This is a genomic window from Streptomyces sp. NPDC030296, assembly GCF_055572815.1.
The window spans coordinates 240336-263591 of the sequence record NZ_JBVICQ010000003.1; the positions used below are offsets into that span (position 1 = coordinate 240336).

At 72.3% G+C, this 23256-nt stretch carries 22 protein-coding genes, 2 pseudogenes and 1 riboswitch; of the genes and pseudogenes, 11 read left to right on the forward strand and 13 right to left on the reverse strand.

Annotation, left to right across the window (positions count from 1 at the left end; genetic code table 11):
• Positions 1-18: 18 nt before the first annotated feature.
• Both ACZ4Z3_RS09120 and ACZ4Z3_RS09125 read left to right on the forward strand, forming a co-directional pair.
• Positions 19-1203 (forward strand): glutathionylspermidine synthase family protein, encoded by a 1185-nt coding sequence (locus ACZ4Z3_RS09120; protein WP_468500374.1) that lies wholly within the window; start codon positions 19-21, stop codon positions 1201-1203.
• 86 nt (positions 1204-1289) lie between these two features.
• A riboswitch (ZMP/ZTP riboswitch) is annotated at positions 1290-1377 on the forward strand.
• A 31-nt stretch (positions 1378-1408) separates the two neighbouring features.
• Positions 1409-2857 carry a glycine hydroxymethyltransferase gene (locus ACZ4Z3_RS09125; RefSeq protein ID WP_468500375.1) on the forward strand — a complete coding sequence of 483 codons (1449 nt, stop codon included), beginning with the start codon at positions 1409-1411 and terminating at the stop codon, positions 2855-2857.
• Between the two features lie 149 nt (positions 2858-3006).
• Here ACZ4Z3_RS09125 and ACZ4Z3_RS09130 read toward each other — a convergent pair whose 3' ends face one another.
• From ACZ4Z3_RS09130 to ACZ4Z3_RS09140, 3 genes are all read right to left on the reverse strand, one after another.
• Positions 3007-3771: a hypothetical protein gene (locus tag ACZ4Z3_RS09130; RefSeq protein WP_468500376.1), complete on the reverse strand. Its 765-nt coding sequence runs from the start codon at positions 3769-3771 to the stop codon at positions 3007-3009.
• A gap of 163 nt (positions 3772-3934) precedes the next feature.
• A complete protein-coding gene (locus tag ACZ4Z3_RS09135) occupies positions 3935-4900 on the reverse strand; it encodes a hypothetical protein (RefSeq protein WP_468500377.1) in 966 nt (321 codons plus the stop codon).
• Positions 4887-5516 carry an RNA polymerase sigma factor gene (locus ACZ4Z3_RS09140; protein ID WP_468500378.1) on the reverse strand — a complete coding sequence of 210 codons (630 nt, stop codon included), beginning with the start codon at positions 5514-5516 and terminating at the stop codon, positions 4887-4889. Before ACZ4Z3_RS09140 ends, ACZ4Z3_RS09135 begins: the two co-directional genes overlap by 14 nt.
• A 100-nt stretch (positions 5517-5616) precedes the next feature.
• Here ACZ4Z3_RS09140 and trpS point away from each other — a divergent pair, with 100 nt between their 5' ends.
• Together trpS and ACZ4Z3_RS09150 are read left to right on the forward strand one after the other, a co-directional pair.
• Positions 5617-6630 (forward strand): tryptophan--tRNA ligase, encoded by a 1014-nt coding sequence (gene trpS / locus ACZ4Z3_RS09145; RefSeq protein WP_468500379.1) that lies wholly within the window; start codon positions 5617-5619, stop codon positions 6628-6630.
• Positions 6631-6794: 164 nt separating this feature from the next.
• On the forward strand, positions 6795-7376 hold the full coding sequence (locus ACZ4Z3_RS09150; RefSeq protein ID WP_468500380.1) for a 2'-5' RNA ligase family protein: 582 nt from the start codon (positions 6795-6797) through the stop codon (positions 7374-7376).
• Between the two features lie 63 nt (positions 7377-7439).
• Here the strand turns inward: ACZ4Z3_RS09150 and ACZ4Z3_RS09155 are convergent, their stop codons facing one another.
• Both ACZ4Z3_RS09155 and ACZ4Z3_RS09160 read right to left on the reverse strand, forming a co-directional pair.
• Positions 7440-8195 carry a decaprenylphospho-beta-D-erythro-pentofuranosid-2-ulose 2-reductase gene (locus tag ACZ4Z3_RS09155; protein WP_468500381.1) on the reverse strand — a complete coding sequence of 252 codons (756 nt, stop codon included), beginning with the start codon at positions 8193-8195 and terminating at the stop codon, positions 7440-7442.
• A gap of 49 nt (positions 8196-8244) precedes the next feature.
• Positions 8245-9654 (reverse strand): FAD-binding protein, encoded by a 1410-nt coding sequence (locus ACZ4Z3_RS09160; RefSeq protein ID WP_468500382.1) that lies wholly within the window; start codon positions 9652-9654, stop codon positions 8245-8247.
• Between the two features lie 143 nt (positions 9655-9797).
• On the opposite strand from ACZ4Z3_RS09160, the gene ACZ4Z3_RS09165 reads away from it, so the two are divergent.
• The 3 genes and pseudogenes from ACZ4Z3_RS09165 (at position 9798) to ACZ4Z3_RS09175 (ending at position 11705) form a co-directional block, all read left to right on the forward strand.
• On the forward strand, positions 9798-10304 hold the full coding sequence (locus tag ACZ4Z3_RS09165) for a phosphatase PAP2 family protein (protein ID WP_468500383.1): 507 nt from the start codon (positions 9798-9800) through the stop codon (positions 10302-10304).
• Positions 10292-10780: pseudogene (locus ACZ4Z3_RS09170) on the forward strand (UbiA prenyltransferase family protein); the annotation flags it as partial. The gene ACZ4Z3_RS09165 and the pseudogene ACZ4Z3_RS09170, both read left to right, overlap by 13 nt.
• 58 nt (positions 10781-10838) lie before the next feature.
• Positions 10839-11705 (forward strand): YihY/virulence factor BrkB family protein, encoded by an 867-nt coding sequence (locus tag ACZ4Z3_RS09175; protein ID WP_468500384.1) that lies wholly within the window; start codon positions 10839-10841, stop codon positions 11703-11705.
• A 142-nt stretch (positions 11706-11847) separates the two neighbouring features.
• On the opposite strand, the gene ACZ4Z3_RS09180 is transcribed toward ACZ4Z3_RS09175, so the two are convergent.
• Entirely contained in the window at positions 11848-13155 is a 1308-nt protein-coding gene (locus tag ACZ4Z3_RS09180) for a D-alanyl-D-alanine carboxypeptidase family protein (RefSeq protein WP_468500385.1), read from the reverse strand.
• Positions 13156-13276: 121 nt separating this feature from the next.
• Between ACZ4Z3_RS09180 and ACZ4Z3_RS09185 the strand changes: the two genes are divergently transcribed.
• From ACZ4Z3_RS09185 to ACZ4Z3_RS09195, 3 genes and pseudogenes are all read left to right on the forward strand, one after another.
• The gene (locus tag ACZ4Z3_RS09185; RefSeq protein ID WP_055518845.1) at positions 13277-13519 is read left to right on the forward strand and encodes an SCO4848 family membrane protein; all 243 of its coding nucleotides are present in this window, start codon (positions 13277-13279) and stop codon (positions 13517-13519) included.
• Between the two features lie 16 nt (positions 13520-13535).
• Positions 13536-14849 carry a metallophosphoesterase gene (locus ACZ4Z3_RS09190; RefSeq protein ID WP_468500818.1) on the forward strand — a complete coding sequence of 438 codons (1314 nt, stop codon included), beginning with the start codon at positions 13536-13538 and terminating at the stop codon, positions 14847-14849.
• 62 nt (positions 14850-14911) lie between these two features.
• Positions 14912-15211: pseudogene (locus tag ACZ4Z3_RS09195) on the forward strand (ABC transporter substrate-binding protein); the annotation flags it as partial.
• A 97-nt stretch (positions 15212-15308) separates the two neighbouring features.
• Here the strand turns inward: ACZ4Z3_RS09195 and ACZ4Z3_RS09200 are convergent.
• Complete coding sequence (locus tag ACZ4Z3_RS09200) at positions 15309-16793, reverse strand: sensor histidine kinase (RefSeq protein WP_468500386.1); 1485 nt, start codon at positions 16791-16793, stop codon at positions 15309-15311.
• Positions 16790-17458, reverse strand: a complete 669-nt coding sequence (locus ACZ4Z3_RS09205) for a response regulator transcription factor (RefSeq protein ID WP_468500819.1) — start codon at positions 17456-17458, stop codon at positions 16790-16792. The genes ACZ4Z3_RS09200 and ACZ4Z3_RS09205 overlap by 4 nt, the downstream gene beginning before the upstream one ends.
• Positions 17459-17696: 238 nt before the next feature.
• On the opposite strand from ACZ4Z3_RS09205, the gene ACZ4Z3_RS09210 reads away from it, so the two are divergent.
• Positions 17697-20132 carry an MMPL family transporter gene (locus ACZ4Z3_RS09210; protein ID WP_468500820.1) on the forward strand — a complete coding sequence of 812 codons (2436 nt, stop codon included), beginning with the start codon at positions 17697-17699 and terminating at the stop codon, positions 20130-20132.
• Here the strand turns inward: ACZ4Z3_RS09210 and ACZ4Z3_RS09215 are convergent.
• The 5 genes from ACZ4Z3_RS09215 to ACZ4Z3_RS09235 form a co-directional block, all read right to left on the reverse strand.
• Positions 20129-20731 carry a Uma2 family endonuclease gene (locus ACZ4Z3_RS09215; RefSeq protein ID WP_468500387.1) on the reverse strand — a complete coding sequence of 201 codons (603 nt, stop codon included), beginning with the start codon at positions 20729-20731 and terminating at the stop codon, positions 20129-20131. The two genes, ACZ4Z3_RS09210 and ACZ4Z3_RS09215, sit on opposite strands and share 4 nt — an antisense overlap.
• Before the next feature lie 100 nt (positions 20732-20831).
• Positions 20832-21590 carry a TetR family transcriptional regulator gene (locus ACZ4Z3_RS09220; RefSeq protein WP_468500821.1) on the reverse strand — a complete coding sequence of 253 codons (759 nt, stop codon included), beginning with the start codon at positions 21588-21590 and terminating at the stop codon, positions 20832-20834.
• Between the two features lie 60 nt (positions 21591-21650).
• Positions 21651-22268, reverse strand: a complete 618-nt coding sequence (locus ACZ4Z3_RS09225; RefSeq protein ID WP_468500388.1) for a thiol-disulfide oxidoreductase DCC family protein — start codon at positions 22266-22268, stop codon at positions 21651-21653.
• A gap of 5 nt (positions 22269-22273) precedes the next feature.
• Positions 22274-22699 carry a hypothetical protein gene (locus tag ACZ4Z3_RS09230; RefSeq protein ID WP_468500389.1) on the reverse strand — a complete coding sequence of 142 codons (426 nt, stop codon included), beginning with the start codon at positions 22697-22699 and terminating at the stop codon, positions 22274-22276.
• Positions 22700-22826: 127 nt separating this feature from the next.
• A complete protein-coding gene (locus tag ACZ4Z3_RS09235) occupies positions 22827-23237 on the reverse strand; it encodes a VOC family protein (RefSeq protein ID WP_468500390.1) in 411 nt (136 codons plus the stop codon).
• Between the last annotated feature and the right edge of the window lie 19 nt (positions 23238-23256).

A 23256-nucleotide genomic window follows, 5' to 3' on the forward strand; every position in this document is an offset into this window, starting at 1 on the left:
CGCCCGGGAGACAGAGCCATGGAACGCCGCACGATCGAACCCCGGACCGGATGGCAACAGACGGTCGAGGAGCAGGGGCTCATCTACCCCCTGACCCGGTATCCGGACGACACGCTGCGCCCCTACTGGGACGAGAGCGCCTACTACGTCTTCACGCTGCCCGAGGTGGAGGCGCTGGAGGAGGTCGTCGAGGAACTGCACGCCATGTGCCTGGCCGCCGCGGCGCACATCGTCGAGCACGACCGCTTCGCCGACCTCGGCATCACCGACCCGCGCCTCGCCCGTCTCGTCGCAGAGGCGTGGCGCCGCCGCGCCGAACTGCCGTCCGTCTACGGCCGCTTCGACCTGCGCTACGACGGCACCGGCCCCGCCAAGCTGCTGGAGTACAACGCCGACACCCCGACCTCGCTCGTCGAGGCGGCCAGCCCCCAGTGGTTCTGGATGGAGGAACGCTTCCCGGGCGCCGACCAGTGGAACTCCCTCCACGAACGCCTCGTCGACGCCTGGAAGAAGCAGGCCCACCTCCTCCCGCCGGGCAGCCCCCTGTACTTCGCGCACACCGCGGGCGACGAACTCGGCGAGGACCTGATGACCGTCGCCTATCTGAAGGAGACCGCCGAGCAGGCCGGGCTCGACACCGACTGGATCTCCATGGAGGACATCGGCTGGGACCGCCTCTCCGGGCGCTTCGTCGACAAGAAGCTCCGCTTCATCCGCAGCATCTTCAAGCTGTACCCCTGGGAGTGGCTCACCACGGACCGCTTCGCCCCGCACGTCCTCGCCACCCTCGACAACGGGGGCGGCACCGGCACCACCCTCTGGATCGAGCCCGCCTGGAAGATGCTGCTCAGCAACAAGGCGCTGCTCGCCGTCCTCTGGGAGCTCTACCCCGGCCACCCCAACCTCCTCCCCGCCTATCTCGACGGCCCCCGCGAACTGGCCGCCACCGACGGCTACGTCTCCAAGCCCCTCCTCGGCCGCGAGGGCGCCGGTGTCACCGTCCACGAGCCCGGCAGCGCCCCGGTCCTGCGCGAGGAACCCTGCTGCTACCAGGGGTTGGCGCCGCTGCCGGCCTTCGACGGCAACCATGTCGTCCTTGGCGCCTGGGTCGTCGAGAACGAGTCGGCCGGCCTCGGCATCCGGGAGTCCTCCGGCCTGGTGACCGACGAGTACGCCCGCTTCCTGCCGCACGTCATCCTGTGACGCCCGCGGCGCCCGGCCCGTCGGTCTCCGCGTCGTTCGAATGGTGGACGTCCGGGTCTGCCGCTCGTCGCCGCCCGATAAGGTGATCGACGGGCCGTGACTGGCGCGCTGGGATGGGACGGACCATCGGGGAGCGGCCCGGGAAGATGAGTGCCGTGCGCCTGGGCCGTACCGTGAACGCTGAACGCAACGTCCGGAGGTCCCCATGTCAGCCGAGCCCCTCTCCACCGAGTCCACCGCCTTCCGCTCCGCCCTCGACGTGATCCGCGCCGTCGAGCCGCGCGTGGCCGACGCCATCGGCCAGGAGGTCGCCGACCAGCGCGAGATGCTCAAGCTGATCGCCTCCGAGAACTACGCCTCCCCGGCCACCCTCCTGGCCATGGGCAACTGGTTCAGCGACAAGTACGCCGAGGGCACCGTCGGCCGCCGCTTCTACGCCGGCTGCCGCAACGTCGACACCGTCGAGGCCCTCGCCGCCGAGCACGCCCGGGAGCTGTTCGGGGCCCGCCACGCCTACGTCCAGCCGCACTCCGGCATCGACGCCAACCTCGTGGCCTTCTGGGCCGTCCTCGCCGACCGCGTCGAGGCCCCCTTCCTGGAGAAGGCCGGCGCCCGCCAGGTCAACGACCTCTCCGAGGCCGACTGGGCCGAACTGCGCCAGGCCTTCGGCAACCAGCGCATGCTCGGCATGTCCCTGGACGCCGGCGGGCACCTCACCCACGGCTTCCGCCCGAACATCTCCGGCAAGATGTTCGACCAGCGTTCCTACGGCACCGACCCCGCCACCGGCCTCATCGACTACGAGGCCCTGCGCGCATCCGCCCGTGAGTTCAAGCCGATGATCATCGTCGCCGGCTACTCCGCCTACCCCCGTCTCGTGAACTTCCGGATCATGCGCGAGATCGCCGACGAGGTCGGCGCCACGCTCATGGTGGACATGGCGCACTTCGCGGGCCTCGTCGCCGGCAAGGTCCTCACCGGCGACTTCGACCCGGTGCCGCACGCCCAGATCGTCACCACGACCACCCACAAGTCGCTGCGCGGCCCGCGCGGCGGCATGGTCCTGTGCGACGACTCCCTCAAGGACCAGGTCGACCGCGGCTGCCCGATGGTCCTCGGCGGCCCGCTCCCGCACGTCATGGCCGCCAAGGCCGTCGCCCTCGCCGAGGCCCGCCAGCCGGCCTTCCAGGACTACGCGCAGCGCATCGTCGACAACTCCCGCGCCCTCGCCGAGGGCCTGATGCGCCGCGGCGCCACCCTGGTCACCGGCGGCACCGACAACCACCTCAACCTGATCGACGTCGCCACCTCCTACGGCCTCACCGGCCGCCAGGCCGAGGCCGCGCTGCTCGACTCCGGCATCGTCACCAACCGCAACGCCATCCCGGCCGACCCGAACGGCGCCTGGTACACCTCCGGCATCCGCATCGGCACGCCCGCCCTGACCACCCGTGGTCTGGGCACCGCCGAGATGGACGAGGTCGCCGGCCTCATCGACCGCGTCCTCACCACCGCGACGCCCGGCACCACCAAGTCGGGCGCCCCGTCCAAGGCACAGCACGTGCTCGACGCGAAGGTCTCGGACGAGATCTCCCGCCGCGCCACCGACCTCGTGGCCGGCTTCCCGCTGTACCCGGAGATCGACCTCGGCTGACCCTGCCGGAAGCCGGAAGCCGGAAGCCGGAAGCCGGAAGCCGGAAGCCGGAAGCCGGAAGCCGGACCCCGGAAGCTTCCCGCAGGACCCCGGACGCCCTACGCAGGAGGCCGCTCGTCGTGACCGCGACGGGCGGCCGCCTTCGTCGGTCAGGCGTCCAGCAGTTCCTGACGGGGCCCTCGCGGTCCGGTGTCCCGCCGGGCCGCCGTGCGGCGCAGCACCAGCGTGACGGTGGAGCCGAGGGCCGCGCCCAGCGCCAGCGCGGGTATCGCCCACCGGGCCTGGTCCGCCAGGCCCGGTTCGCTCGCGCTCCCCTCATCGCCCTCGCCATCGCTTGTCGCGCCGGTGTCGGCACCGGCCGTGACCGGTGCGGGGAGCGACGGCAGCTCGCCCCGCGCCGTACCGTCCGACTCCTTGCCCAGGACCCCGAGCCGGGTCAGCACCTGCCGCAGCTCCTCGGAGTCCTTCGCCTTGTGCCAGACGCCGCGGCTCTCCGCGGCGGCGTCCGTCCCCAGGCCGCCGACGCTCACCGTCGTATGGATCCAGACGTCCTTCGTGCTGGGCAGGCTCGGATAGACCCGGTCCACACGCCATGGGCTCACGTCATGGATCATCCAGGTGACATTGATCATCTCGCCCGATGTCTCCGCCAGCTCCTCCTCCGACATCGGAGGCTTGCCCCGGCCGCCGTCGAGCCCGGAGCCGACCAGGCCCACCAACTCCTGAAGGCGTATGTACGCCTTGTCCGTGCCGTAGAGCGAAGCCGTCCGCTGGCTGGTCGGCGAGGCCAGCAGCACGCTGGTCGGCCCGCCCGCCGCCGAGGGCTGCGCCCCCAGCAACACCAGGCCGAAGCCGGTCAGTAACGCCGTCAGCAGCGCGCCCATGGTCGCCACCGGTTGTCGCGGTCCACGCATCCGACACCCCCCGATCGGAAGCGGTGCGGTCCGTCCGCACGCGCAGTGTCATTCCTGGTACACCGCTCGCGCCGCCGGGGTTCCCACTCAGGCCGGACCGATTCCCACAGCCTGATCACCCCACCGACCGGTCACCCCATCGACCCATCACTTCACCGACCCATCACTTCACCGACCGGGCGATCTTCTCGGCCCGTGCCCTGGAGTCCACGCCCTCCAACCTGAGGGTGAAGTCGCCCTCGTGCACCCACAGCAGCGTCGGACCCGCCGTGCGTTCGGAGCGGGTGAAGCGGGATCCGTCCTCGGAGCGCATCCAGAAGCGCAGCCGATGCGCCCTGGGGAACCACAGCACCTCGTACCAGCCGGGGCCCAGCTCGACCCACTGCACGTCCTGCTCCCCGGCCACGGTCTTGGCGTACTCGGGCGCCAGCCGGGCCGCGTACTCGTCGAGCCGGATCACACGCCCCCGCTCCCGCCAGCACAGGGTGATCACGGTGCGGCCCTTCGGAGCCACGGTCACGGACACCGCGTCCGGCGCGCCCAGCGCCTCCGGCACGAGCGGAGTGAACCCGGCGCGCCGCCCGGCCTCGGCGAGCGGCACCGGGTCCGGGCAGCCCGGCACCCTCGCGCCGGTCGAAGGCGTCGCCGACGGGTCGTACCGCACCTCGACCCCGCCGAACCGGAACCAGTCGGCCACGGCCGCCCGCACCGGGGGAGTGAGGACCAAGACGGTGAGCAGCCCGCACAGCGCGGCGGTCAGCGCACGCCCCCTGAGCCGCAGCCACCGGCGCACCGCCGACAGCCGTCCACGGGCCACCGGCGGCTCGGCCACCGGCGTCGGCACCTGCTCGGCGAGTATCTGCCGCAGGACCCGCTCGACCATGGTCTCGTCCGGGTCGTCCCCGCCGTCCCGGCCGCCGGCCGGCCGGTCCAGCGACCGCCCGAGCGCCCGCAGCTCCGCGGGCAGCCCGACCACCGGACGATCACGCAGCCCGCCGTCGCCGCCACGGGTACGGTCGCCGTCGTCGCCACGGGCACCGGCCCCGTCTCCGCCCCGAGGCCCCTCGCCCTGCCTGCGCGCCCGCTCCGGCTCTCGCTCCTCGTCCCCGGTCCGCTCACTCACCCCCATCACCCCCTCTCCTGCGTCCCCTCCGGTCGAGGGACTCGCCCGGATCGAACTCCGGCAGTAAACGCCCCAGCTTCCGCAGGGCCCGGCTCAGGCGGGACTTGACCGTGCCCCGGGGCCAGCCGAGGGCGGCGGCCGTCTCCGGTTCGTCCATCTCCAGCAGGTAGCGGTAGGTGACGACCAGTCGGTGCTCCTCGCTGAGCTGCTCCAGCGCGCCCAGCAGGGCGACCCGGCGCTCTATCTCCAGCGCGGCGACCGCCGGATCGGCCGCCGGTGGTATCAGCGGCTCGGCCTCCACGAGGGCCGCCTCACGGTCGGCCAGGGACCGCTGACGTCCGGCTGTCCGCACTGTGTTCCTCGTCTCATTGGCCACGATCGACAGCAGCCACGGCCGGAACGCCGCCCCGTCCCGGAAGCGGCCGAGCGAGCAGTACGCCTTGAAGAAGGCCTGCTGCACCACGTCCTCCGCGTCCGGACCGGCGCCGAGCGCCCGGGCCGCCCTCAGCGCGATGCCCGTGTGGGCGCGCACCAGGTCCGCGTACGCCTCCGGCTCTCCGGCGCGTACGCGTGCGATCACCGCGGCCTCATCGACGATGCGGCCCCCCTCCCGCGTTCTCACAACAGGGGTACACCGCCCGCGGCCGATCGGTTCCCAGCTGTGCCCCATCTGTTTCCGGTAGGTTCCGGAGCGGGCCCCGATACCTGAGAGAATGGTGGGCATGGCCTCTGACCGACCCCGTGTGCTCTCCGGAATCCAGCCCACCGCAGGCTCGTTCCACCTCGGCAACTACCTCGGCGCCGTGCGCCAATGGGTGGCTCTGCAGGAGTCCCACGACGCGTTCTACATGGTCGTCGACCTGCACGCGATCACCGTTCCGCAGGACCCCGCGGACCTGCGGTCGAACACCCGGCTCGCCGCCGCGCAGCTGCTCGCCGCCGGTCTCGACCCCGAGCGGTGCACCCTCTTCGTCCAGAGCCATGTCCCCGAGCACGCCCAGCTCGGCTGGGTCATGAACTGCCTCACCGGCTTCGGCGAGGCCTCCCGGATGACCCAGTTCAAGGACAAGTCCGCCAAGCAGGGCGCCGAACGCGCGAGCGTGGGCCTCTTCACGTACCCGATCCTCCAGGTCGCCGACATCCTGCTCTACCAGGCGAACGAGGTCCCGGTCGGCGAGGACCAGCGCCAGCACATCGAGCTCACCCGTGACCTCGCCGAGCGCTTCAACGGCCGCTTCGGCGAGACCTTCGCGATCCCGAAGCCGTACATCCTCAAGGAGACGGCGAAGATCTACGACCTCCAGGACCCGGCGATCAAGATGAGCAAGTCGGCGTCGACCCCCAAGGGGTTGATCAACCTGCTCGACGACCCGAAGGCCACCGCCAAGAAGGTCAAGAGCGCGGTCACCGACACCGACACCGTGATCCGCTACGACGCCGTCGAGAAGCCGGGTGTCAGCAACCTGCTGACCATCTACTCCACGCTCACGGGGACGGGTATCGCGGAACTGGAGCAGAAGTACGTCGGCAAGGGCTACGGTGCGCTCAAGACGGACCTCGCCGAGGTCATGGTCGACTTCGTGACGCCCTTCCGGGAGCGCACCCAGCAGTACCTGGACGACCCGGAGACGCTCGACTCGATCCTGGCCAAGGGCGCGGAGAAGGCACGCGCCGTCGCCGCGGAGACGCTCTCCCAGGCGTACGACAGGGTGGGATTCCTGCCCGCCAAGCACTGAGCCGCACCACCCCGGTCGGCCGCGCGCCGATCGCGCCACCGGCAGCGCTGTACATCACTCCGGCCGCGCCTGCCCGGAACACCGCCGTGGCCGTACAGTCGATAGCCGGTGGCGCGTCACGACAGACGAAGACACGGACGCATGACACGACGACAGGAGACGACGTGGGGACCGTAACGATCGGTGTGTCGATCGCGGTCCCGGAGCCCCACGGCAGCCAGCTCCAGGAGCGGCGCGCGGGCTTCGGCGACGCCGCTGCTCACGGCATCCCCACGCATGTCACGTTGCTGCCGCCGACGGAGGTCGAGGAGACCGAGCTGCCGGCGATCGAGGCGCATCTCGTCGAGGTCGCGGCCGCCGGCCGGGCCTTCCCGATGCGGCTGGCCGGCACGGGCACCTTCCGGCCGCTGTCGCCCGTGGTGTTCGTCAAGGTCGTCGAGGGCGCCGAGGCGTGCACCTGGCTGCAGAAGCAGGTCAGGGACGCCTCCGGGCCGGTGGCGCGCGAGCTGAACTTCCCGTACCACCCGCACGTCACCGTGGCCCACGGCATCGCCGAGGAGGCGATGGACCGGGCGTTCGAGGAACTCGCCGGGTACGAGGCCGAATGGCCCTGCACCGGCTTCGCGCTCTACGAGCAGGGCGCCGACGGGGTCTGGCGCAAGCTCCGCGAGTTCGCCTTCGGCGGTACGGTCGTCCCCCCGCAGGCGGGCGCCCCGGTCGGCGACACCACGCTCCCCACCCACTGAGGCCGGGCGCCCCCGGTTCTTCAGCGGTAGTCGGCCCCGTGCCATGCCGGGTCAGCCGGTGTCCTACAGCGGCAGCCGGCGGAACAGCGGCCTCGGCACATGACGCAGCGCCGCCATCACCAGTCGCAGCGTCCCCGGCACCCACACCGTCTCCGAGCGGCGCCGCAGTCCCAGCTCGATCGCCGTCGCCACCGCCTCCGGAGTGGTGGCGAAGGGCGTCTCCGGGCGGCCCGCGGTCATGCTCGTGCGCACGAAACCGGGCCGTACGACCATCACATGGACGCCGGTGCCGTGGAGGGCGTCGCCGAGGCCCTGGGTGAAGACGTCGAGGCCGGCCTTGGCGGAGCCGTAGATGAAGTTTGAGCGGAGGGCGCGCTCGGCGGCCACCGACGACAGGACGACGAGCGAGCCGTGGCCCTGCGCCTGGAGGGCCCGCGCGCAGACCAGGCCGGCCGACACGGCACCCGTGTAGTTGGTCTGGGCGACGCGGACGGCGGCCGCCGGGTCGCGTTCGTCGTGCGCCTGGTCGCCGAGCACCCCGAAGGCGAGGAGCACCATGTCGATGTCACCCTCGGCGAAGACCTTGCCGAGGATCGTCTCGTGCGAGTCGGGGGCGAGGGCGTCGAAGGCGATGGTGTGCGTCTCGGCTCCGAGACCCCGCAGATGGGCGGCGGCCTTCTCCAGGTCCGGCGAGGGGCGTCCGGCGAGCCAGACGGCGCGGGTACGGCGGGCGATCAGCCGGCGGGCGGTGGCGAGCGCGATCTCCGACGTACCGCCGAGGATCAGCAGCGACTGGGGGGTGCCGAACGCGTCCTTCATGACAGCTCCTGAACGACTGGGAAACGGGGGGCAGGGCGCGGTACGGGCGTTACAGGCCCAGGCGGCGGGCCAGGTCCGACACGAACACGCCGTCGGGGTCCAACTCGCGGCGCAGCGCTTGGAACTCGGGCAGACGGGGGTACATCACGGCCAGCAGCTCAGGGCGCAGCCGGGCGTCCTTGGCCAGGTACACGCGCCCGTCGGCCGCCGCGACCTCCTCGTCCAGCCGGTCGAGGAAGGCGCCGAGACCGGGCAGGCCCGCCGGGATGTCGAGGGCGAGCGTCCAGCCGGGCATCGGGAACGACAGCCAGCCGGGGTCGCCCTCCCCGAACCGCTTCAGCACGGCGAGGAAGGAGGGGCAGCGGCGCGCGGAGATCAGCGTCACGATCCGCCGCAGGGCCTCCTCGTGGCCGTGCCCGACGACGAACTGGTACTGCACGAACCCGGAACGCCCGTAGAGCCGGTTCCAGTGCGGGACTCCGTCCAGGGGATGGAAGAACGTGGAGATCCGCTGGAGCTGGTCGGCGCGGGCCCGGGGGGCCTTGCGGTACCACAGCTCGTTGAACAGCCCCACGGTCGACTGGCCGAGCAACCCCTCGGGGACGAACGCGGGGGCGGCCGGGAAACGCGAGGTCCGGAACTCCAACGGACGGCCGAGCGGACCCCGTCGGCCGAAACGTGCCCCACGCGCGCGTGCCGACGAGGACTCCAGCGTCTCCAGGGACGCGTGCTCGCCGCGGGTCAGGACCGCGCGGCCGGTCGCCGAGCCCCGGGCGAGGAGATCGATCCAGGCGACGGAGTAGTGGTAGTACCGGTCGGTGGCCGTGAGCCGGGCCAGCAGGTCGTCCAGATCGCGGGCCCGTTCCGTGTCGACCGACATCCAGGACGTCTCGACGGGCAGCAGCCGTACGGTCGCGGTGAGGATCACGCCCGTCAGGCCCATGCCGCCGGCCGTGGCGTCGAACAGCGGGGTGCCGGGGGCAACCGTGCGGATCTCGCCGTCCGCGGTGAGCAGTTCCAGCGACAGCACATGGCGGGCGAACGCCCCGGAGACATGGTGGTTCTTGCCGTGGATGTCCGCCGCGATCGCGCCGCCCACGGTCACCTGGCGGGTCCCCGGCGTCACCGGAACGAACCAGCCCAGCGGCAGCAGCACCTCCAGCAGCCGGTGCAGCGACACCCCCGCGTCGCACAGGACCGTGCCGCCGTCCGCGTCGATGGCGTGGATCCGGTCCAGTCCCGTCATGTCGAGCACGGCGCCGCCCGCGTTCTGCGCCGCGTCCCCGTACGCCCGCCCCAGCCCCCGGGCGATCCCGCCGCGCGCCCCGCACGCCCGCACGGCGGCCGAGGCCTCCTCGTACGTACGGGGGCGGATCAGCCGGGCGGCGGTCGGGGCGGTGCGGCCCCAGCCCGTGACGGGGGTGATGCGACCGGGGAAGGGGACGGCGTTGGCTGGCATGCGCGCGACCGTATCGCCGTGAATGCCAAGGAAACCGGCGTATCGGCCCGCCTTCCCAGGTGCCTCACCGAAATGGGTGATTAATGGGATGTCGTTCAAGATTGCCGGAGTTCTCGAGTGGTCGCCCAGAAGAGTGGCATCGCATGGACGAAGTCGACGCTGTCGGGGGTGTGCGCCGCCTGGACCGGCGGCTGCTCTCCGCGTGCCGGGCCCGGGGCGCCGATCCGCGCGTCGCGGCCGCCGCGCGCGGACTGTCCCGGGCCGGGGACACGGCGCTCTGGCTCGCGGCCGGACTCACGGGCGCCGTCGCCGACCGGGAGCGGCGGGCCGTCTGGCCGCGCGGCACGGCGGTCACGGCCGGGGCGCACCTGATCGGCATGGGCGTCAAACGGCTCGTACGCCGCGCCCGCCCCGCCCACGTCGAACCGCTCGTCCGCACCGCCGGACGGCACTCCTTCCCCAGCTCGCACGCCACCTCGTCGGCGGCGGCGGTCGTCGCGTACGGCACGCTCGGCGTCGTCCCGCTCGTCGCGCCGCTCGGCACCGCGACGTGTCTGTCGCGGCTCGTGGTCGGCGTGCACCATCCCCCGGACGTGGCCGCCGGAGTGGCGCTGGGCGCCGCCACGTGGCGTGGACCGCCGCCCTGCTGACCGCATACCTCGGGCTCCAACTCGCCTACTGCGTCAGCTTCAAGCGCGTCCTCGTCGTCGATCTCGCGGTCGTCACCGCCGGGTTCGTGATGCGGGCGGTGATCGGCGGGCTCGCACCGGGCATCCCGCTGTCCCGCTGGTTCCTCATCACCACCGGGTACGGCGCGCTGTTCATGGTCGCCGCCAAGCGGTACTCGGAAGCCGTGCAGCTCGCCGGCCGGGCCGGCGCCCCGGGCGCTGCTCACCGAGTACACCGCCGGAACCTGCGCTTCGTCTGGCAGATGGCCGCCGGGCTCGCCGTCCTCGGCTACTGCCTGTGGGCCCTCGAAGAGGGCGGCGCCCCGAGCACCAGTGTGCTGCCGTGGCGTCAGCTCTCCATGGTCGCCTTCGTCCTGGCCGTCCTGCGCGACCGGGCCCTCGCCTGCATCGCGCTGGTGTGGCTGGTGACGTACGGACTGGCCGTCGCCGACTGGTGATCAGCGCTCATGTGGGTACTCCGGCATCGGGTGACCACGACGAGGGCAGAGTCGGATCATGGACTGGCTGAAAAAGCTCCCCGGGATCGGCCCGCTGGCCGAGCGCCTGATGATCACGCACGCGTGGCGCTCGTACGAACGGCTGGAGCGGGTCACATGGACGCGGCTGGCCGCGGCCATGACGTTCCTCAGCTTCCTCGCGCTGTTCCCGCTGCTGACCATGGGCGCGGCCATCGCCGCGGCGACGCTCGACGAGAACCGGCGGCGCGAGCTGGAGGACCGGCTCGCCGAACAGGTGCCCGGCATCTCCGACCAGCTCGACATCGCCGGGCTCGTCCAGAACGCCGGCACCGTCGGGATCATCGCCGGCGCGGTGCTGCTGTTCACCGGCATCGGCTGGGTCGGGGAGATGCGGGGCTGTCTGCGGGCGGTGTGGGAGAAGCCGGAGCCCGAGGAGAACCCCGTCCTCGCCAAGGCCAAGGACGCGGGCATCCTCGTCGGACTCGGCGGCGCGGTGCTCGTCTCCCTCGCGGCGTCCACGGTGGCGTCGGCGACCGTCGGCTGGACCGCGGACCGGCTCGGCGTCGACCGGGACGGGTGGGGTGGGGTGGTGCTCCAGATCGCCGCGTTCGCCGTGGCCGTACTGGCCGACTTCCTGCTCCTGCTGTACGTCCTGACGCTTCTGCCGGGCGTCCACCCGCCGCGGCGGCGGCTCGTGGTGGCCGCGTTCATGGGGGCGATCGGCTTCGAACTGCTGAAGCTGCTGCTCAGCGGGTACATGCAGGGGGTCGCGTCGAAGAGCATGTACGGGGCGTTCGGGGTGCCGATCGCGTTGTTGCTGTGGATCAACTTCACGTCGAAGTTGCTGCTGTACTGCGCGGCTTGGACGGCTGAGGGGCGGGAGGAGGCCGAGGGCGCCTCATAGCTCGGGGGTGCGCGGTTCGTCGGCGGGTGCGGGTGGTGTGTGGTTTCTCGCGCAGTTCCACGCGGGGAACTGCGCGAGAAACCACGACGCGCCCGCGGACCGCGATGCACGGCAACCCCGCAGACGTGCCCGGAGCAGCGCCCTACTTCCCGCGCCGCAGAGGCCACTTCCGGTTGACCAGGAACACCCCGGCGGCCACCAGGGCGAGCACCCCGCCCGTGATCCCCAGCGCGATCCCGATGCCGCTCGTTCTGTCGGACGCCGCGGAGGCCACCGCCTTGCCGCCCGCGCCGCCGGAGGCCGGCGCGGGGGAGGTGGCCGATGCCGTACCCCCCGGCGGCGTGCTGGGGTCGGTGCCGCCACCGGAGGTCTCCGCACCCTTCGGCGGCACCAGTTCACCCACCGGCCGCACCTTGCCCGCCGCCGCGAACCCCCAGTCGAAGAGCTTCGCGGTCTCCTTGTAGACCTGGTTGTGCTCCTCCTTCTCGGGGTGCATGACGGTGACGAGGAGCACCCGGCCGTCCCGCTCGGCGACCCCCGTGAACGTCGCGCCCGCGTTCGTCGTGTTGCCGTTCTTCACACCCGCGATGCCCTGGTAGGCGTCCAGACCGCTGTCGCCCGTCAGGAGCCGGTTGGTGTTCTGGATCTCGAAGGACGACCGGGTCTTCTTGCCCTTCTTGCCCTTCTTCGTCTCGCCGGGGAACTTGGCGCGCACGGTGGAGCAGTACTCCCGGAAGTCCTTCTTCTGCAGCCCCGACCTGGCGATCAGCGTCAGGTCGTAGGCCGACGACACCTGCCCCTTGGCGTCGTAGCCGTCCGGGCTGACCGCGTGCGTGTCGAGGGCCTGGAGCTCCTCGGCGTGAGCGTTCATGTCGGCGACGGTCTGCTTGACACCGCCGTTCATCGCGGACAGGACATGCACCGCGTCGTTGCCGGAGCGAAGGAAGACGCCGAGCCACAGATCGTGGACGGTGTACGTCTCGTTCTCCTTTATGCCGACCATGCTGGAGCCCGCGCCGACCCCGGCGAGGTCGCTGAGGGCGACCTTGTGCTTGTCGTCCTTGTTGAACTTCGGCAGCACCGTGTCCGCGAACAGCATCTTCAGCGTGCTCGCCGGCGCCAGCCGCCAGTGCGCGTTGTGCGCGGCCAGCACCTCGCCCGACTCCGCGTCCGCCACGATCCACGAGCGGGCGCTGATGTCCTTGGGCACGACCGGCGCGTCACCGTCCAGGTTGGCCTGCGTCCCCGGCCTGCCCAGCTGTTCGCCTCCGACGCTCGACATCGTCGCCGGGGGAGTCGCCGACGGGGAGGCGCTGCCGCTCGGGCTCGGGTCGGCGGCATGGGCGGCCGGGGCGAGCGCCGGGGAGAACAGCGACGTCAGCGAGAGGGACACGGCGAGGGCGGAGGTGACCGGCAGGGAGCGCCTGGCGGTCTTCTTGGAGGCGGGCACGATCGAGAAAGTACATGGCTCCGCCCGGTGAGTCCCACCGCGGTTCTCGGCCACCGCGCCGCCCACGCCCCCGCTCGCACCCCGGCGCGAAGCCCCGGCGGTTGGCGGTGATACTGAACCCATGAAGCTCAGCCGCCCCCTCTCCTGGTTCCTGCTCGCCTTCGGGGTGTGGAGCTGGGTCATCTGGGTCACTTTCATCCGGAATCTCTGGAAGGACGGCAGCGGCCTCGCGTTCGACGACGCGGGCGATCCGACCGCGTACTTCTGGGTGCATCTGACGCTCGCCGTCGTCTCCTTTGTCCTTGGGACGGCCATCGGTGTCATCGGGTTGCGTGGTCTGCGCGCACTTCGTCGGACGACGTGACGGGGAGTACGACGTGATGGTGATCGTCTTCGTTCTCGTGGCGCTGCTGGTGCTGGCCGCCTTCGGTGTCCTGCACTGGTATGCCTGGCGCCGGCTGGTGCGGGACACGACCCGGGGGCCGGGCCTGGCCAGACGCGTGGGCGCCGGTGTGTTCATCGCCGGGCCGGTGCTGCTGTTCGCGGCCTTCGGCGCCGAGCGCGGCGGCGCCCCCTTCTGGCTCCAGCAGACGCTGGGCTGGCCGGGCTTCCTGTGGCTCGCTCTCTCGCTGTACCTGCTGCTGGCCCTCCTGGCGGGGGAGGCCGTACGCCCCCTGCTGAACCGTCTGCTCGCGCGGCGCGCCCCGGCCCCGGCCGAGCGGCCCGAACCGGCGGTGCGCGAACCGGAGCCGGTACCGGCGGGCGCGAAGCCCACGGCTGCCGCCGAGTCCGCCGACCCGGCCTCCGCCGACGGCGCCGTACCCGGCGCAGGCTCCCCCGTCCAGCCCGCCGGGGCGTCCCCCTCGGGGGTCTCCCGGCGTCTCTTCGTCTCCCGTGTGGTCGGTGGGGCCGTCGCCGCGACCGCCGTCGGGACGGTCGGCTACGGCACGTACGGCGTCGTACGCGGTCCCCGGGTCAAGCGGGTCACCGTGCCGCTGGCCAAGCTGCCGCGCGCGGCGCACGGTTTCCGGATCGCCGTGGTCAGCGACATCCACCTCGGGCCGATGCTGGGCCGGGGTTTCGCGCGGAAGGTCGTCGACACCATCAACGCGACCCAGCCCGACCTGATCGCCGTGGTCGGCGACCTGGTCGACGGCAGCGTGAAGGACCTGGGCCCGGCGGCGGCGCCGCTCGCGGGTCTGGAGGCGCGGCACGGCACGTACTTCGTCACCGGGAACCACGAGTACTTCTCCGGCGCCGAGCAGTGGGTGGAGGAGGTGCGGCGCCTGGGGATGACCCCCCTGGAGAACGACCGCCGGGAGCTGCCGCACCTCGACCTCGCCGGGGTGAACGACATCGCGGGGGAGGACGACGGGCAGGGCCCCGACTTCGCCAGGGCGCTCGGCGACCGGGACACCTCGCGGGCCGTCGTGCTCCTCGCCCACCAGCCCGTCCAGATCCATGACGCCGTCGACCACGGCGTCGACCTCCAGCTCTCCGGGCACACCCACGGCGGCCAGCTGTGGCCCATGAACTACGTCGCCGAGGCCGCCAACCCGACCCTCGCGGGCCTGGAGCGCTACGGCGACACCCAGCTGTACGTCAGCCGTGGCGCGGGCGCGTGGGGGCCTCCGGTGCGGGTGGGGGCGCCGTCGGACGTCACCGTCGTGGAGCTGGCGTCGAAGCAGGCGTGACGGTTCGTCAGGATCTCGTGGGAAGCGCGTAGTTCACGCGCTCCCCGTGCTTACCAAGTTCGGCCGACTTCCCCGACCCCGACACCTTCAGCGGGCCCCTGGTGGGCACCGACGGCTCCCTGAAGAACGGGTACAGCAGCAAGGAGGCCGACCGGCTCGTCCGGGACGGCCGGCGCTACGAGGACCGCAGCCGGGCGGTGGACGACTTCAAGAGCCTCCAGGACGTCGTCGCGCAGGACGTCCCGCTGATCCCGCTGTGGCAGCGCAAGGAGTACGTGCTCAGCACGGAGGACGTCGGCGGGGCGCAGTACCTGTCCGACGCGACCGGGGTGTTCCGGTTGTGGCGGCTGGACTGGATCTGACGGCGTTATCCGGTTGCGGCGGCGGACTGGATCTGAGGGTGTTTCCCGGTTGCGGCGGCCGGACCGGATCCGACGGCGAGCGGGGGCCGCGGAGGTCTCAGCGCGGCGGCAGCGTCACCGTCACCTCCAGGCCCAACCCCGGGGACGTGGTCACCGTGACCTCCCCGCCGTGGGCCTCCGCCACGCCCTGCACGATGGCCATGCCCAGGCCGCTGCCTGCGCCCCCGCCCGCCCGGAAGAAGCGGTCGAAGATCCTGGCCGCGTCCTCCTCCGGCAGCCCCGGCCCCTCGTCCGCGACGGACAGCCGCACGGTGCCGTCCTCCCGTGCCACGCGGAGGCGGACCGGCACGTCGGCGGGGGTGTGGGTGCGTACGTTGCTCACCAGGTTGCCCAGGATCTGCCGTAGCCCCGACTCGTCGGCGTGCACGAGGAGGGCGCCCTCCGCGGCGACCGTCACGGGGCGTTCGGGCTGCTGGGCGCGGAGATCGGCGGCGGCGTCCCGGACCAGGCAGGCCAGGTCCACGTTCCGCAGCCGGAGTTCGGGGTGCTGGTCGAGGCGGGCGAGGGTGAGGAGTTCGTCCACGAGGTGGCCCATGCGGTCGACCTCGCCGTTCATGCGGTCCCAGGCGCGACGGCGTTCGGCGGGATCGGTGAGCATGCCCTTCTCGTGGAGCTGGAGGTAGCCGCGGATCGCCGACAGCGGGGTGCGCAGCTCGTGGGAGGCGTCGCCGACGAAGCGGCGCAGCTGGGCGGCGCTGCGTTCACGGGTGCGGTAGGCCGACTCGACCTGCTGGAGCATCGAGTTGAGGGCGAGGCGCAGCTGCTCGACCTCCAGCGTCGCCTCGGAGCTGGAGGGGATGCGGCGGGTCAGATCACCCTCGGCGATCGCCGACGACGTCTCGACCATGTCCTCCAGGGGCCGCATCCGGCGGCGCACACTGAACAGCGTCAGGCAGGCCAGGAGCGCGAGGAGCAGGCCGCCGACGCCGAAGTCCAGTCTGAGGGCCTTGGCGATGACCTTGTGGAGCGACTCGGTGGAGGTGGCGAGCAGCACGGTCGTGCCGTCGCCGAGGCGGGCCGCGGTGACCCGGTGCGGGGCGCCGGACACGTCGACGTCGTGGGGTTCGTCGTCGGCGACGAGGGCCGCCGGGTCGTCGACGGCGGCGGCGAGCGCCCGCTGGCCGGCCGTGGGCGCGAAACCGGCGATGCTCAGCGGCTCGCCCCGGTCGTCCAGGGCGGTGAAGACGGCGCCCTGCACGAGGGAGTCGGCGTCCTCGGCGGCCGGGTCGGCGGACGCCTTGTGGCTGACGGCGACCAGCGCGCTCAGCGCGTCGATCTGCTCCATGCTGACCCGCGTCCGGCCGATCGAGTCGCGGGTCGTCATCAGCTCCGTGTCGACGCTGTCCAGCAGGTACAGCCGCATGCCCATCGCGCTGACCGTGGTCGCCGCAGTGATCGCCACGGCCAGCAGCACCACGTTGGCGAGGGTGAGCTTGGCGCGCAGGGAGTAGTGGGCGCGCCCCTGCCGTGGTCCGCCGAGGAGCCGCCGGGGCCCGCCGGGAAGCCGTCGGGGGAGTGTCATGCCAGTCCGTATCCGACGCCCCGCCGGGTGGTGATCAGCGGCGGGCCGAGGGCGTCCAGCTTGCGGCGCAGATAGCTGATGTAGGTCTCCACGACGGTCGACTCGGCCGGCGTGTGCTCGTACTGCCAGACATGGCGAAGGAGTTGCTCCTTCGGCACGATCCGCCCGCCGTTGCGCACCAGGAACCGCAGCAGGGCGTACTCCGTCGGCGTCAGCTCCACCGTGCGGCCCGCCCGGTGCACCGAGTACGTCGTCTCGTCCAGCTCCAGGTCGCCGTAGCGCAGCGGCGGGCGCTGGGGGAGGACGTCGGCGGGCCGGGTGCGGCGCAGCACGGCGGTGACGCGGGCGACCACCTCGTCGATGTGGAACGGCTTGGTGATGTAGTCGTCGCCGAAGCCGAGCGCGCCGACGATCTCTGCGGGCGAGTCCCGCGCGGTCAGGAAGACCAGCGCCAGCTCCGGCCGCCGGACGCGCAGTTCACGGCCGAGGGCCCGGCCGTCGCCGTCCGGGAGCATCACGTCCAGCAGGGCCGCGTCGGGCCGGGTGCGCTCGGCGAGCGCGAGCGCCTCCCGGACCGTACCGGCGGTCATCACCTCGAAGCGGTGGTAGCGCAGGGCGATGGCGAGGACGTCCGCGATGCTCGGCTCGTCCTCGACGACGAGCACGGTGGCCGTCGTCCCGTGCTGCCCGGCCCCGGCGTGGCCCACGGCCTCGTCGACTCCCTCGTGTCGGGTCATGTCCTCAGTATCCGCACGGGTGTTCCGCGGTGGGGCCGCTTCCTCTTTGGAGTTCCTTGAGAGTCATGGGCGGGCCATGTCGTCCCGGCCGCCCGGCCGTCGAAGGTGATCCGAGGACCTGGGGGACCCATCGACCGCCGCAGAAGGAGAGTTGATCGTGGCGACACTGGCACGGTGGTGCTATCGGCACCGACTGGTGGTCCTGTTGCTGTGGGTGGGGACGGTGTTCGGCGTCGGCTTCGCCGGCTCGGCCGCGGGCACCGACTACGCGAACGTCTTCTCGCTCCCGGACACGGACTCCAAGCGCGCGTACGACCTGATGGACAGGGCCTTCCCGGAACGCGCGGGCGACGTCGACACGGTGGTGTGGAAGGTCGACGAGGGGTCGGTCAGGGACGCGTCCGTACGGTCCCGGATCGAGCCCGCGCTAGAACGGATCGGGCGGATGGACGGCGTCGGCGAGGTCACCGGCCCCTACGGCGAGGGCGGCGCCGCGGGCGGCGGCGCGGGCGTCAGCCGGGACGGGACGATCGCCTACGCCCAGGTGACCTTCACCGAGCAGGCGAACTCCGTACCGAAGGCGCTGATCGACGACGTCATCGAGGCGGCGCGGGACGCCGAACGGGACGGACTCCAGGTGGAGCTGGGCGGTCAGGCGATCGCCCGGGCGCAGGAGGCCACCCAGGGCACGTCCGAGGCGGTCGGCATCCTCGCGGCGGCCGTCGTCCTCTTCCTGGCCTTCGGCTCGCTCTTCGCGATGCTGCTGCCGATCGTCGTGGCGATCGCGGGCGTCGGCACCGGCATGATGGCCACGGCCCTGCTCAGCCACACCACGAACATCCCGGACGTGGCCCCGCTGCTCGGCTCGCTCATCGGTCTCGGCGTCGGCATCGACTACGCCCTGTTCATCGTCACCCGGCACCGGCGCGGCATCCTGCGCGGCATGAAACCGGAGGAGGCGGCAGTGACCGCCCTCAACACCTCCGGCCGTGCGGTGCTGTTCGCGGGCGGCACCGTGTGCATCGCCCTCGCCGGCATGCTGGTGATGAACCTCCGCTTCCTGGACGGCGTCGTCATCGCGACCTCGCTGACCGTGGTGCTGAGCGTGCTCGCGGCGGTCACCCTGTTGCCGGCCCTGCTCGGGCTGCTGGGCCCGCGCGTCCTCAGCCGCCGCCAGCGGCGCCGGCTCGCGGCCGCCGGGCCCGAGCCGGAGGTGACCAGCGGTCTGGCCGCCCGCTGGTCGGCGTACGTCGAGCGGCGCCCCCGCTCGACCGCGGTGCTCGCCCTCGTCGTGATGGTGGTCCTCGCGGTGCCGGTCCTGTCGATCCGGCTCGGCACCTCCGACCAGGGCAACCACCGGGACACGACGACCACCCGGCAGGCGTACGACCTCCTGGCGGAGGGCTTCGGCCCCGGCTTCAACGGGCCCCTCCAGGTGGTCGTGGACGGCACGGACGCGAAGGGTCTCGTCGCGCGGATCGAGTCCACGCCGGGTGTGGCCCAGGTCGCCGCCGTACCGCCCGCGAACGGTGTCACCGTGATCCAGGTGGTCCCGACGACCTCGCCCCAGGACGAGCGGACCGACCGGCTCATCGACCGGCTGCGGGACGACGTGATCCCGGCGTCCGGGACGGAGGCCCATGTGGGCGGGGTGACGGCGGTGTCGAAGGACTTCGCGTCGGTCACCGGCGACCGGCTGCCCTACTTCATCGCGACGATCATCGCGCTGGGCTTCCTGCTGCTGATGATCGCCTTCCGCTCCCTGGTGGTGCCGCTGACGGCCGCGCTGATGAACCTCGTCGCGGCGGCCGCGTCCTTCGGCGTCCTGGTGGCGATCTTCCAGTGGGGCTGGGGCACGGAACTGCTCGGCGTCGGCAAGGAGGGCCCGATCGCCGCGTTCCTGCCGGTCATCATGCTCTCCCTCCTCTTCGGGCTCTCCATGGACTACCAGGTGTTCCTGGTGAGCCGGATGCACGAGGAGTGGGTCCACACCAAGGACAACGCCCGCGCCGTGCGGGTCGGCCTCGCCGAGACCAGCCGGGTCATCAACTGCGCGGCCCTCATCATGATCTGCGTCTTCAGCGCGTTCGTGCTGAGCGGTGAGCTGGAGGCCGCGATGGCCGGCATCGGCCTCGCGGCGGCCGTCGCCCTGGACGCGTTCATCCTGCGGACGGCGCTCGTGCCGGCCGCGATGCATCTGCTGGGGAAGGCGAACTGGTGGCTGCCGGCGGGGCTGGAGAAGCGGTTGCCGCATCTGGCGGTGGAGCCGAAGGAGGAGCCGGCGGCCGTCGAACCGGCGACCGGGTCGGAGGGCGGCGGACCCGCCTCCGTGATCCACGGCTTCATCCGCACGGCGGACGGTGAGCCGGTGGGCGACGCCGACGTGACCCTGCTGACCCGGGGCGGCCGCCGACTGGACCGGGTGACGTCCCTGGCGGACGGCTCGTACATCGTCGCGGTGCCCGGCCCGGGGACGTACCTCCTGGCGGCGACATCCCCGGCGCACACGTCCCGCGCACGACAGGTGGACGTGGGGGAGGCCCCACTGGTGTACGACGTGGAGCTGGCGGGGGCGGAGGGGGAGGTGGACGCGGTCGGCTAGTGGGTCGGCCGACCGGCTCGGAGGATCCGTTCCACATCGAGGGTGACCTCGGCGCCGACGGAGTCGGGCAGGGTGACGATCTCACCGGGGGCGTGGACGCGGTGGACCGCGTAGTCGTCCCCGGAGGGGTCCGTGAGGACATGGAGCCGCCCGTGGTGGCGGTCGACCACCACATGGAACGGCACCCCGGCGCCGGCGTAGGCCGAGGTCTTCGAGCCCAGCTCCGGCGGGATACCGCTGTGGGCGATGTCCACCACGAGCCGGAAGCAGTCCGGGGCGTAGTGGGTGGCCCCAACGAGGTGTTCGCGGTAGTCGGCGGTGACCACGGAGAGGTGCGGCACCGCATAGGCGTCCTGGCCGCCCGGACCGTCCGGCAGCCGCAGGCCGATGCCCGGGAGCACCCTGCTCGCACCGCGGTGCAGACCGGCCTCCACGCAGCTGAGGAGGACCTCGGTCAGGATCTCCGCATGGGGGCCGTCCCGCAGCGGTACGACGACGATCTGACCGTGGTGGACCTCGGCGCGCCACCCCGGCCGGGACTCCTCGATCTCCTCGGCGATGGAACCGAGCGAGGACCACTTGCCCAACCCCTGTGCCATTCCGTGCCCCTCCCACTGCCCGCCCCGTGCGGTGCCGGAGGCATCATCTCCGTCCAGTGGCGCCGGTGGCGGCGGGTGGGGGCGCCGTCCCTCGATCGTGTCAGCCCGTCGGCTTCCTGCCCCCCGGGTCCGGCAGGACCTTCGTCATCCCCGGCAGGAAGTCCGTGAACAGTTCGTGGACCTCGTGGACGAGGGGGCGCAGGACGCGGAAGCGGGCCAGGGAGACCCCTCTGGTCGTCAGGCGGGCCCCTCGTTCCGCGAGGCGGTAGCTGCGTTCGCGGCCCTCCGTGCGGTCGAAGACCCAGTAGAGGACGAGACCCATCTGGGACAGCCACATCAACTCGGGCAGGACCTCGCGGAGTTCCTCCGGGACCTTCGCCTTCGCACCGGCGAGGACCTCGCGGTGGACCGCGATGGACTCCTCGCGCGCCCCCGCCGACTCCGGCGAGAAGGGGCTGAGCGGGCTGTCCGGGTCGGCCGCGTTCTTGAAGAACTGCGCCGCGAACTCGTGGTACGGCTCCGCCACGTCCAGCCAGGTCGTCAGGACCCCGGCGATCCGCGCCTGCAGATCCGTCTCCCGCTCCAGCACCGGCCGAACCGCCGCCCGGTGCTCCGCGCCGATCCGGTCGTAGAACCCCTGGATCAGGTGCTCCTTGCCGGCGAAGTAGTAGTACGCGTTGCCGACGGAGACCCCGGCCTCCTTGGCGATCGCCCGCATCGTCGTCTTGTCGTACCCGCGCTCCTGGAACAGCCGCAGCGCGGTCTCCAGGATGAGCGCGCGGGTCTGCTCGGACTTGGCGGAGCCGCCCCGGGGGCCGCCGGGTGCCCCGTCGTCGTCGGCGGCCGGTGGCTCCGCCACGGGAAGCTCGGGGCCGGTCTCTGCGCTGGGTTCGTCGTTCACTGCGGGCACGGGCAGAGCCTAACCAGTCGGGCAGGTACCGCTGTCGCAGCCGCCGGGGAGGGCGGGGGAGGGACCGGCGGGGCCGGCGGCCGGGGAGGGAACGCCGGGCGCGGCCCCCGCCGGGGCGGCGGGCTGGGGCGCGGTGTACGTCCACCCGTGCCGGGGGTCGTACGTCCAGCCGTCCGCGCTGGAGTAGATCCCGCCGCCCCACTGCGGCCGGGCGCCCGCCCCGCGCGTACCGCTTCCCTGCTCGACGCCCCGCCACTTCGCGGCGGCGAGCACCGCGCCGCGGGCGAGCCGTGCCCCGGCGGGGGTGCTCAGCCGGTGGGCCAGCGGCCGGTGCTCGCGCAGTGCCCACAGGCAGACGACCCAGGCGGCGGAGCCCCGGTAGACCTGCCCGGCGTCCCCGACGACGGTGATCTCCGCGAGGGTCGCCCGGTGGTCGAGTGCGGGGAAGCGCCGCCGGGCCTCGTCGGACCCCGCCGCGACGAAGTCGAGCGGCACCAGCTGCCGCTGCCGGCCCAGCCACTCCCTCACGAAGACGCAGAGGGTGCACCGGGCGTCGTAGAGCACGGTGAGCCCGTGGACCGGGACGCGCTCGGCGCCCCGGTCCACGGTGGCCTCGATCGCCGTCATCGGGGTCACGCCCCGGCCGGCGGGACCGAGGGCGCCGCGTGCGTGGTCCAGCCCTGCGGCGCGACCGGCGGCACCTGCTCCCGCTCCATGGCGCCCCGCCGCCGGAACTTGTTGAGCACGAACACATTGCCGAGGTGCAGCGCCCCCAGCACCAGCAGCACCACGCCGAGCTTCGCCGACACCGCCTCGAACACCTCGCGGGGGCTCTCGATGGCGCCGTCCGCGTTCAGGTAGAGGGCCACGAAGCCCAGGTTCACGAGGTAGAAGCCGACGACCAGCAGGTGGTTCACCGCGTCCGCGAGCTTGTCGTTCCCGTGGAGCACGTCTCCGAGGAAGATCCGCCCGTTCCTGCTCAGCGTCCTCGCCACCCAGACCGTCAGACCCACGCTGACCAGCAGATAGATGACGTACGCGACGACCGTGAGGTCCATGCCCCCACCCCTTCCGGCTTACTTGAACACGTTCAAAACGTGCTGTCGGTGAGACAGTAGCCCTGTTTTTGAACATGTTCAAGCGGAGATTCGGAGGGGGTGGGGAGAGGGGGAACCCGGGGAGGGGTCAGGAGGTGCGGGCCAGTTCGGGCCGCTTGGTGTAGTCCGTGAGGCCGATGACGTTCCCCCATGGATCGGCGAACTCCACGGTCCAGCCGGTGGCGACGGAGAACGGCGGGTCGATCGGCTGGACGCCCGCCGCCGTGAGGGCGCGGGCGGCGGACCGTGCGTCCCGCACCTCCAGCCACACCCGGGCGGCGGCCCACCCCGGCGGCCGGTGCCGCAGCTCGTCCTCCGTGCGGAGCAGCAGTCCGGGGGTCTCCTTGCCCACCTTCAGCAGGGCGATCCCGGCCTCGTCGAGGTGGAAGGCGACGTCGAATCCTGCCCGCCCGTAGAAGGCGACGGCCTCGTCGAGGTCGCCGACGGGCAGGAGGATGTTGTCGAAACCGAGCAGTTCGTACGACTCATCATCTGACATGCCGTCAGGTTAGAACGCG

Coding starts and splice junctions, on each gene's coding strand:
- ACZ4Z3_RS09165 (WP_468500383.1), top strand. CDS start 9,798: ATGGACGAAGTCGACGCTGTCGGGGGTGTGCGCCGCCTGGACCGGCGG.
- ACZ4Z3_RS09135 (WP_468500377.1), bottom strand. CDS start 4,900: ATGGGGGTGAGTGAGCGGACCGGGGACGAGGAGCGAGAGCCGGAGCGG.
- ACZ4Z3_RS09190 (WP_468500818.1), top strand. CDS start 13,536: ATGGTGATCGTCTTCGTTCTCGTGGCGCTGCTGGTGCTGGCCGCCTTC.
- ACZ4Z3_RS09230 (WP_468500389.1), bottom strand. CDS start 22,699: ATGGACCTCACGGTCGTCGCGTACGTCATCTATCTGCTGGTCAGCGTG.
- ACZ4Z3_RS09125 (WP_468500375.1), top strand. CDS start 1,409: ATGTCAGCCGAGCCCCTCTCCACCGAGTCCACCGCCTTCCGCTCCGCC.
- ACZ4Z3_RS09215 (WP_468500387.1), bottom strand. CDS start 20,731: ATGGCACAGGGGTTGGGCAAGTGGTCCTCGCTCGGTTCCATCGCCGAG.
- ACZ4Z3_RS09200 (WP_468500386.1), bottom strand. CDS start 16,793: ATGACACTCCCCCGACGGCTTCCCGGCGGGCCCCGGCGGCTCCTCGGC.
- ACZ4Z3_RS09155 (WP_468500381.1), bottom strand. CDS start 8,195: ATGAAGGACGCGTTCGGCACCCCCCAGTCGCTGCTGATCCTCGGCGGT.
- ACZ4Z3_RS09225 (WP_468500388.1), bottom strand. CDS start 22,268: ATGACGGCGATCGAGGCCACCGTGGACCGGGGCGCCGAGCGCGTCCCG.
- ACZ4Z3_RS09175 (WP_468500384.1), top strand. CDS start 10,839: ATGGACTGGCTGAAAAAGCTCCCCGGGATCGGCCCGCTGGCCGAGCGC.
- ACZ4Z3_RS09120 (WP_468500374.1), top strand. CDS start 19: ATGGAACGCCGCACGATCGAACCCCGGACCGGATGGCAACAGACGGTC.
- ACZ4Z3_RS09130 (WP_468500376.1), bottom strand. CDS start 3,771: ATGCGTGGACCGCGACAACCGGTGGCGACCATGGGCGCGCTGCTGACG.
- ACZ4Z3_RS09185 (WP_055518845.1), top strand. CDS start 13,277: ATGAAGCTCAGCCGCCCCCTCTCCTGGTTCCTGCTCGCCTTCGGGGTG.
- ACZ4Z3_RS09160 (WP_468500382.1), bottom strand. CDS start 9,654: ATGCCAGCCAACGCCGTCCCCTTCCCCGGTCGCATCACCCCCGTCACG.
- trpS (WP_468500379.1), top strand. CDS start 5,617: ATGGCCTCTGACCGACCCCGTGTGCTCTCCGGAATCCAGCCCACCGCA.
- ACZ4Z3_RS09235 (WP_468500390.1), bottom strand. CDS start 23,237: ATGTCAGATGATGAGTCGTACGAACTGCTCGGTTTCGACAACATCCTC.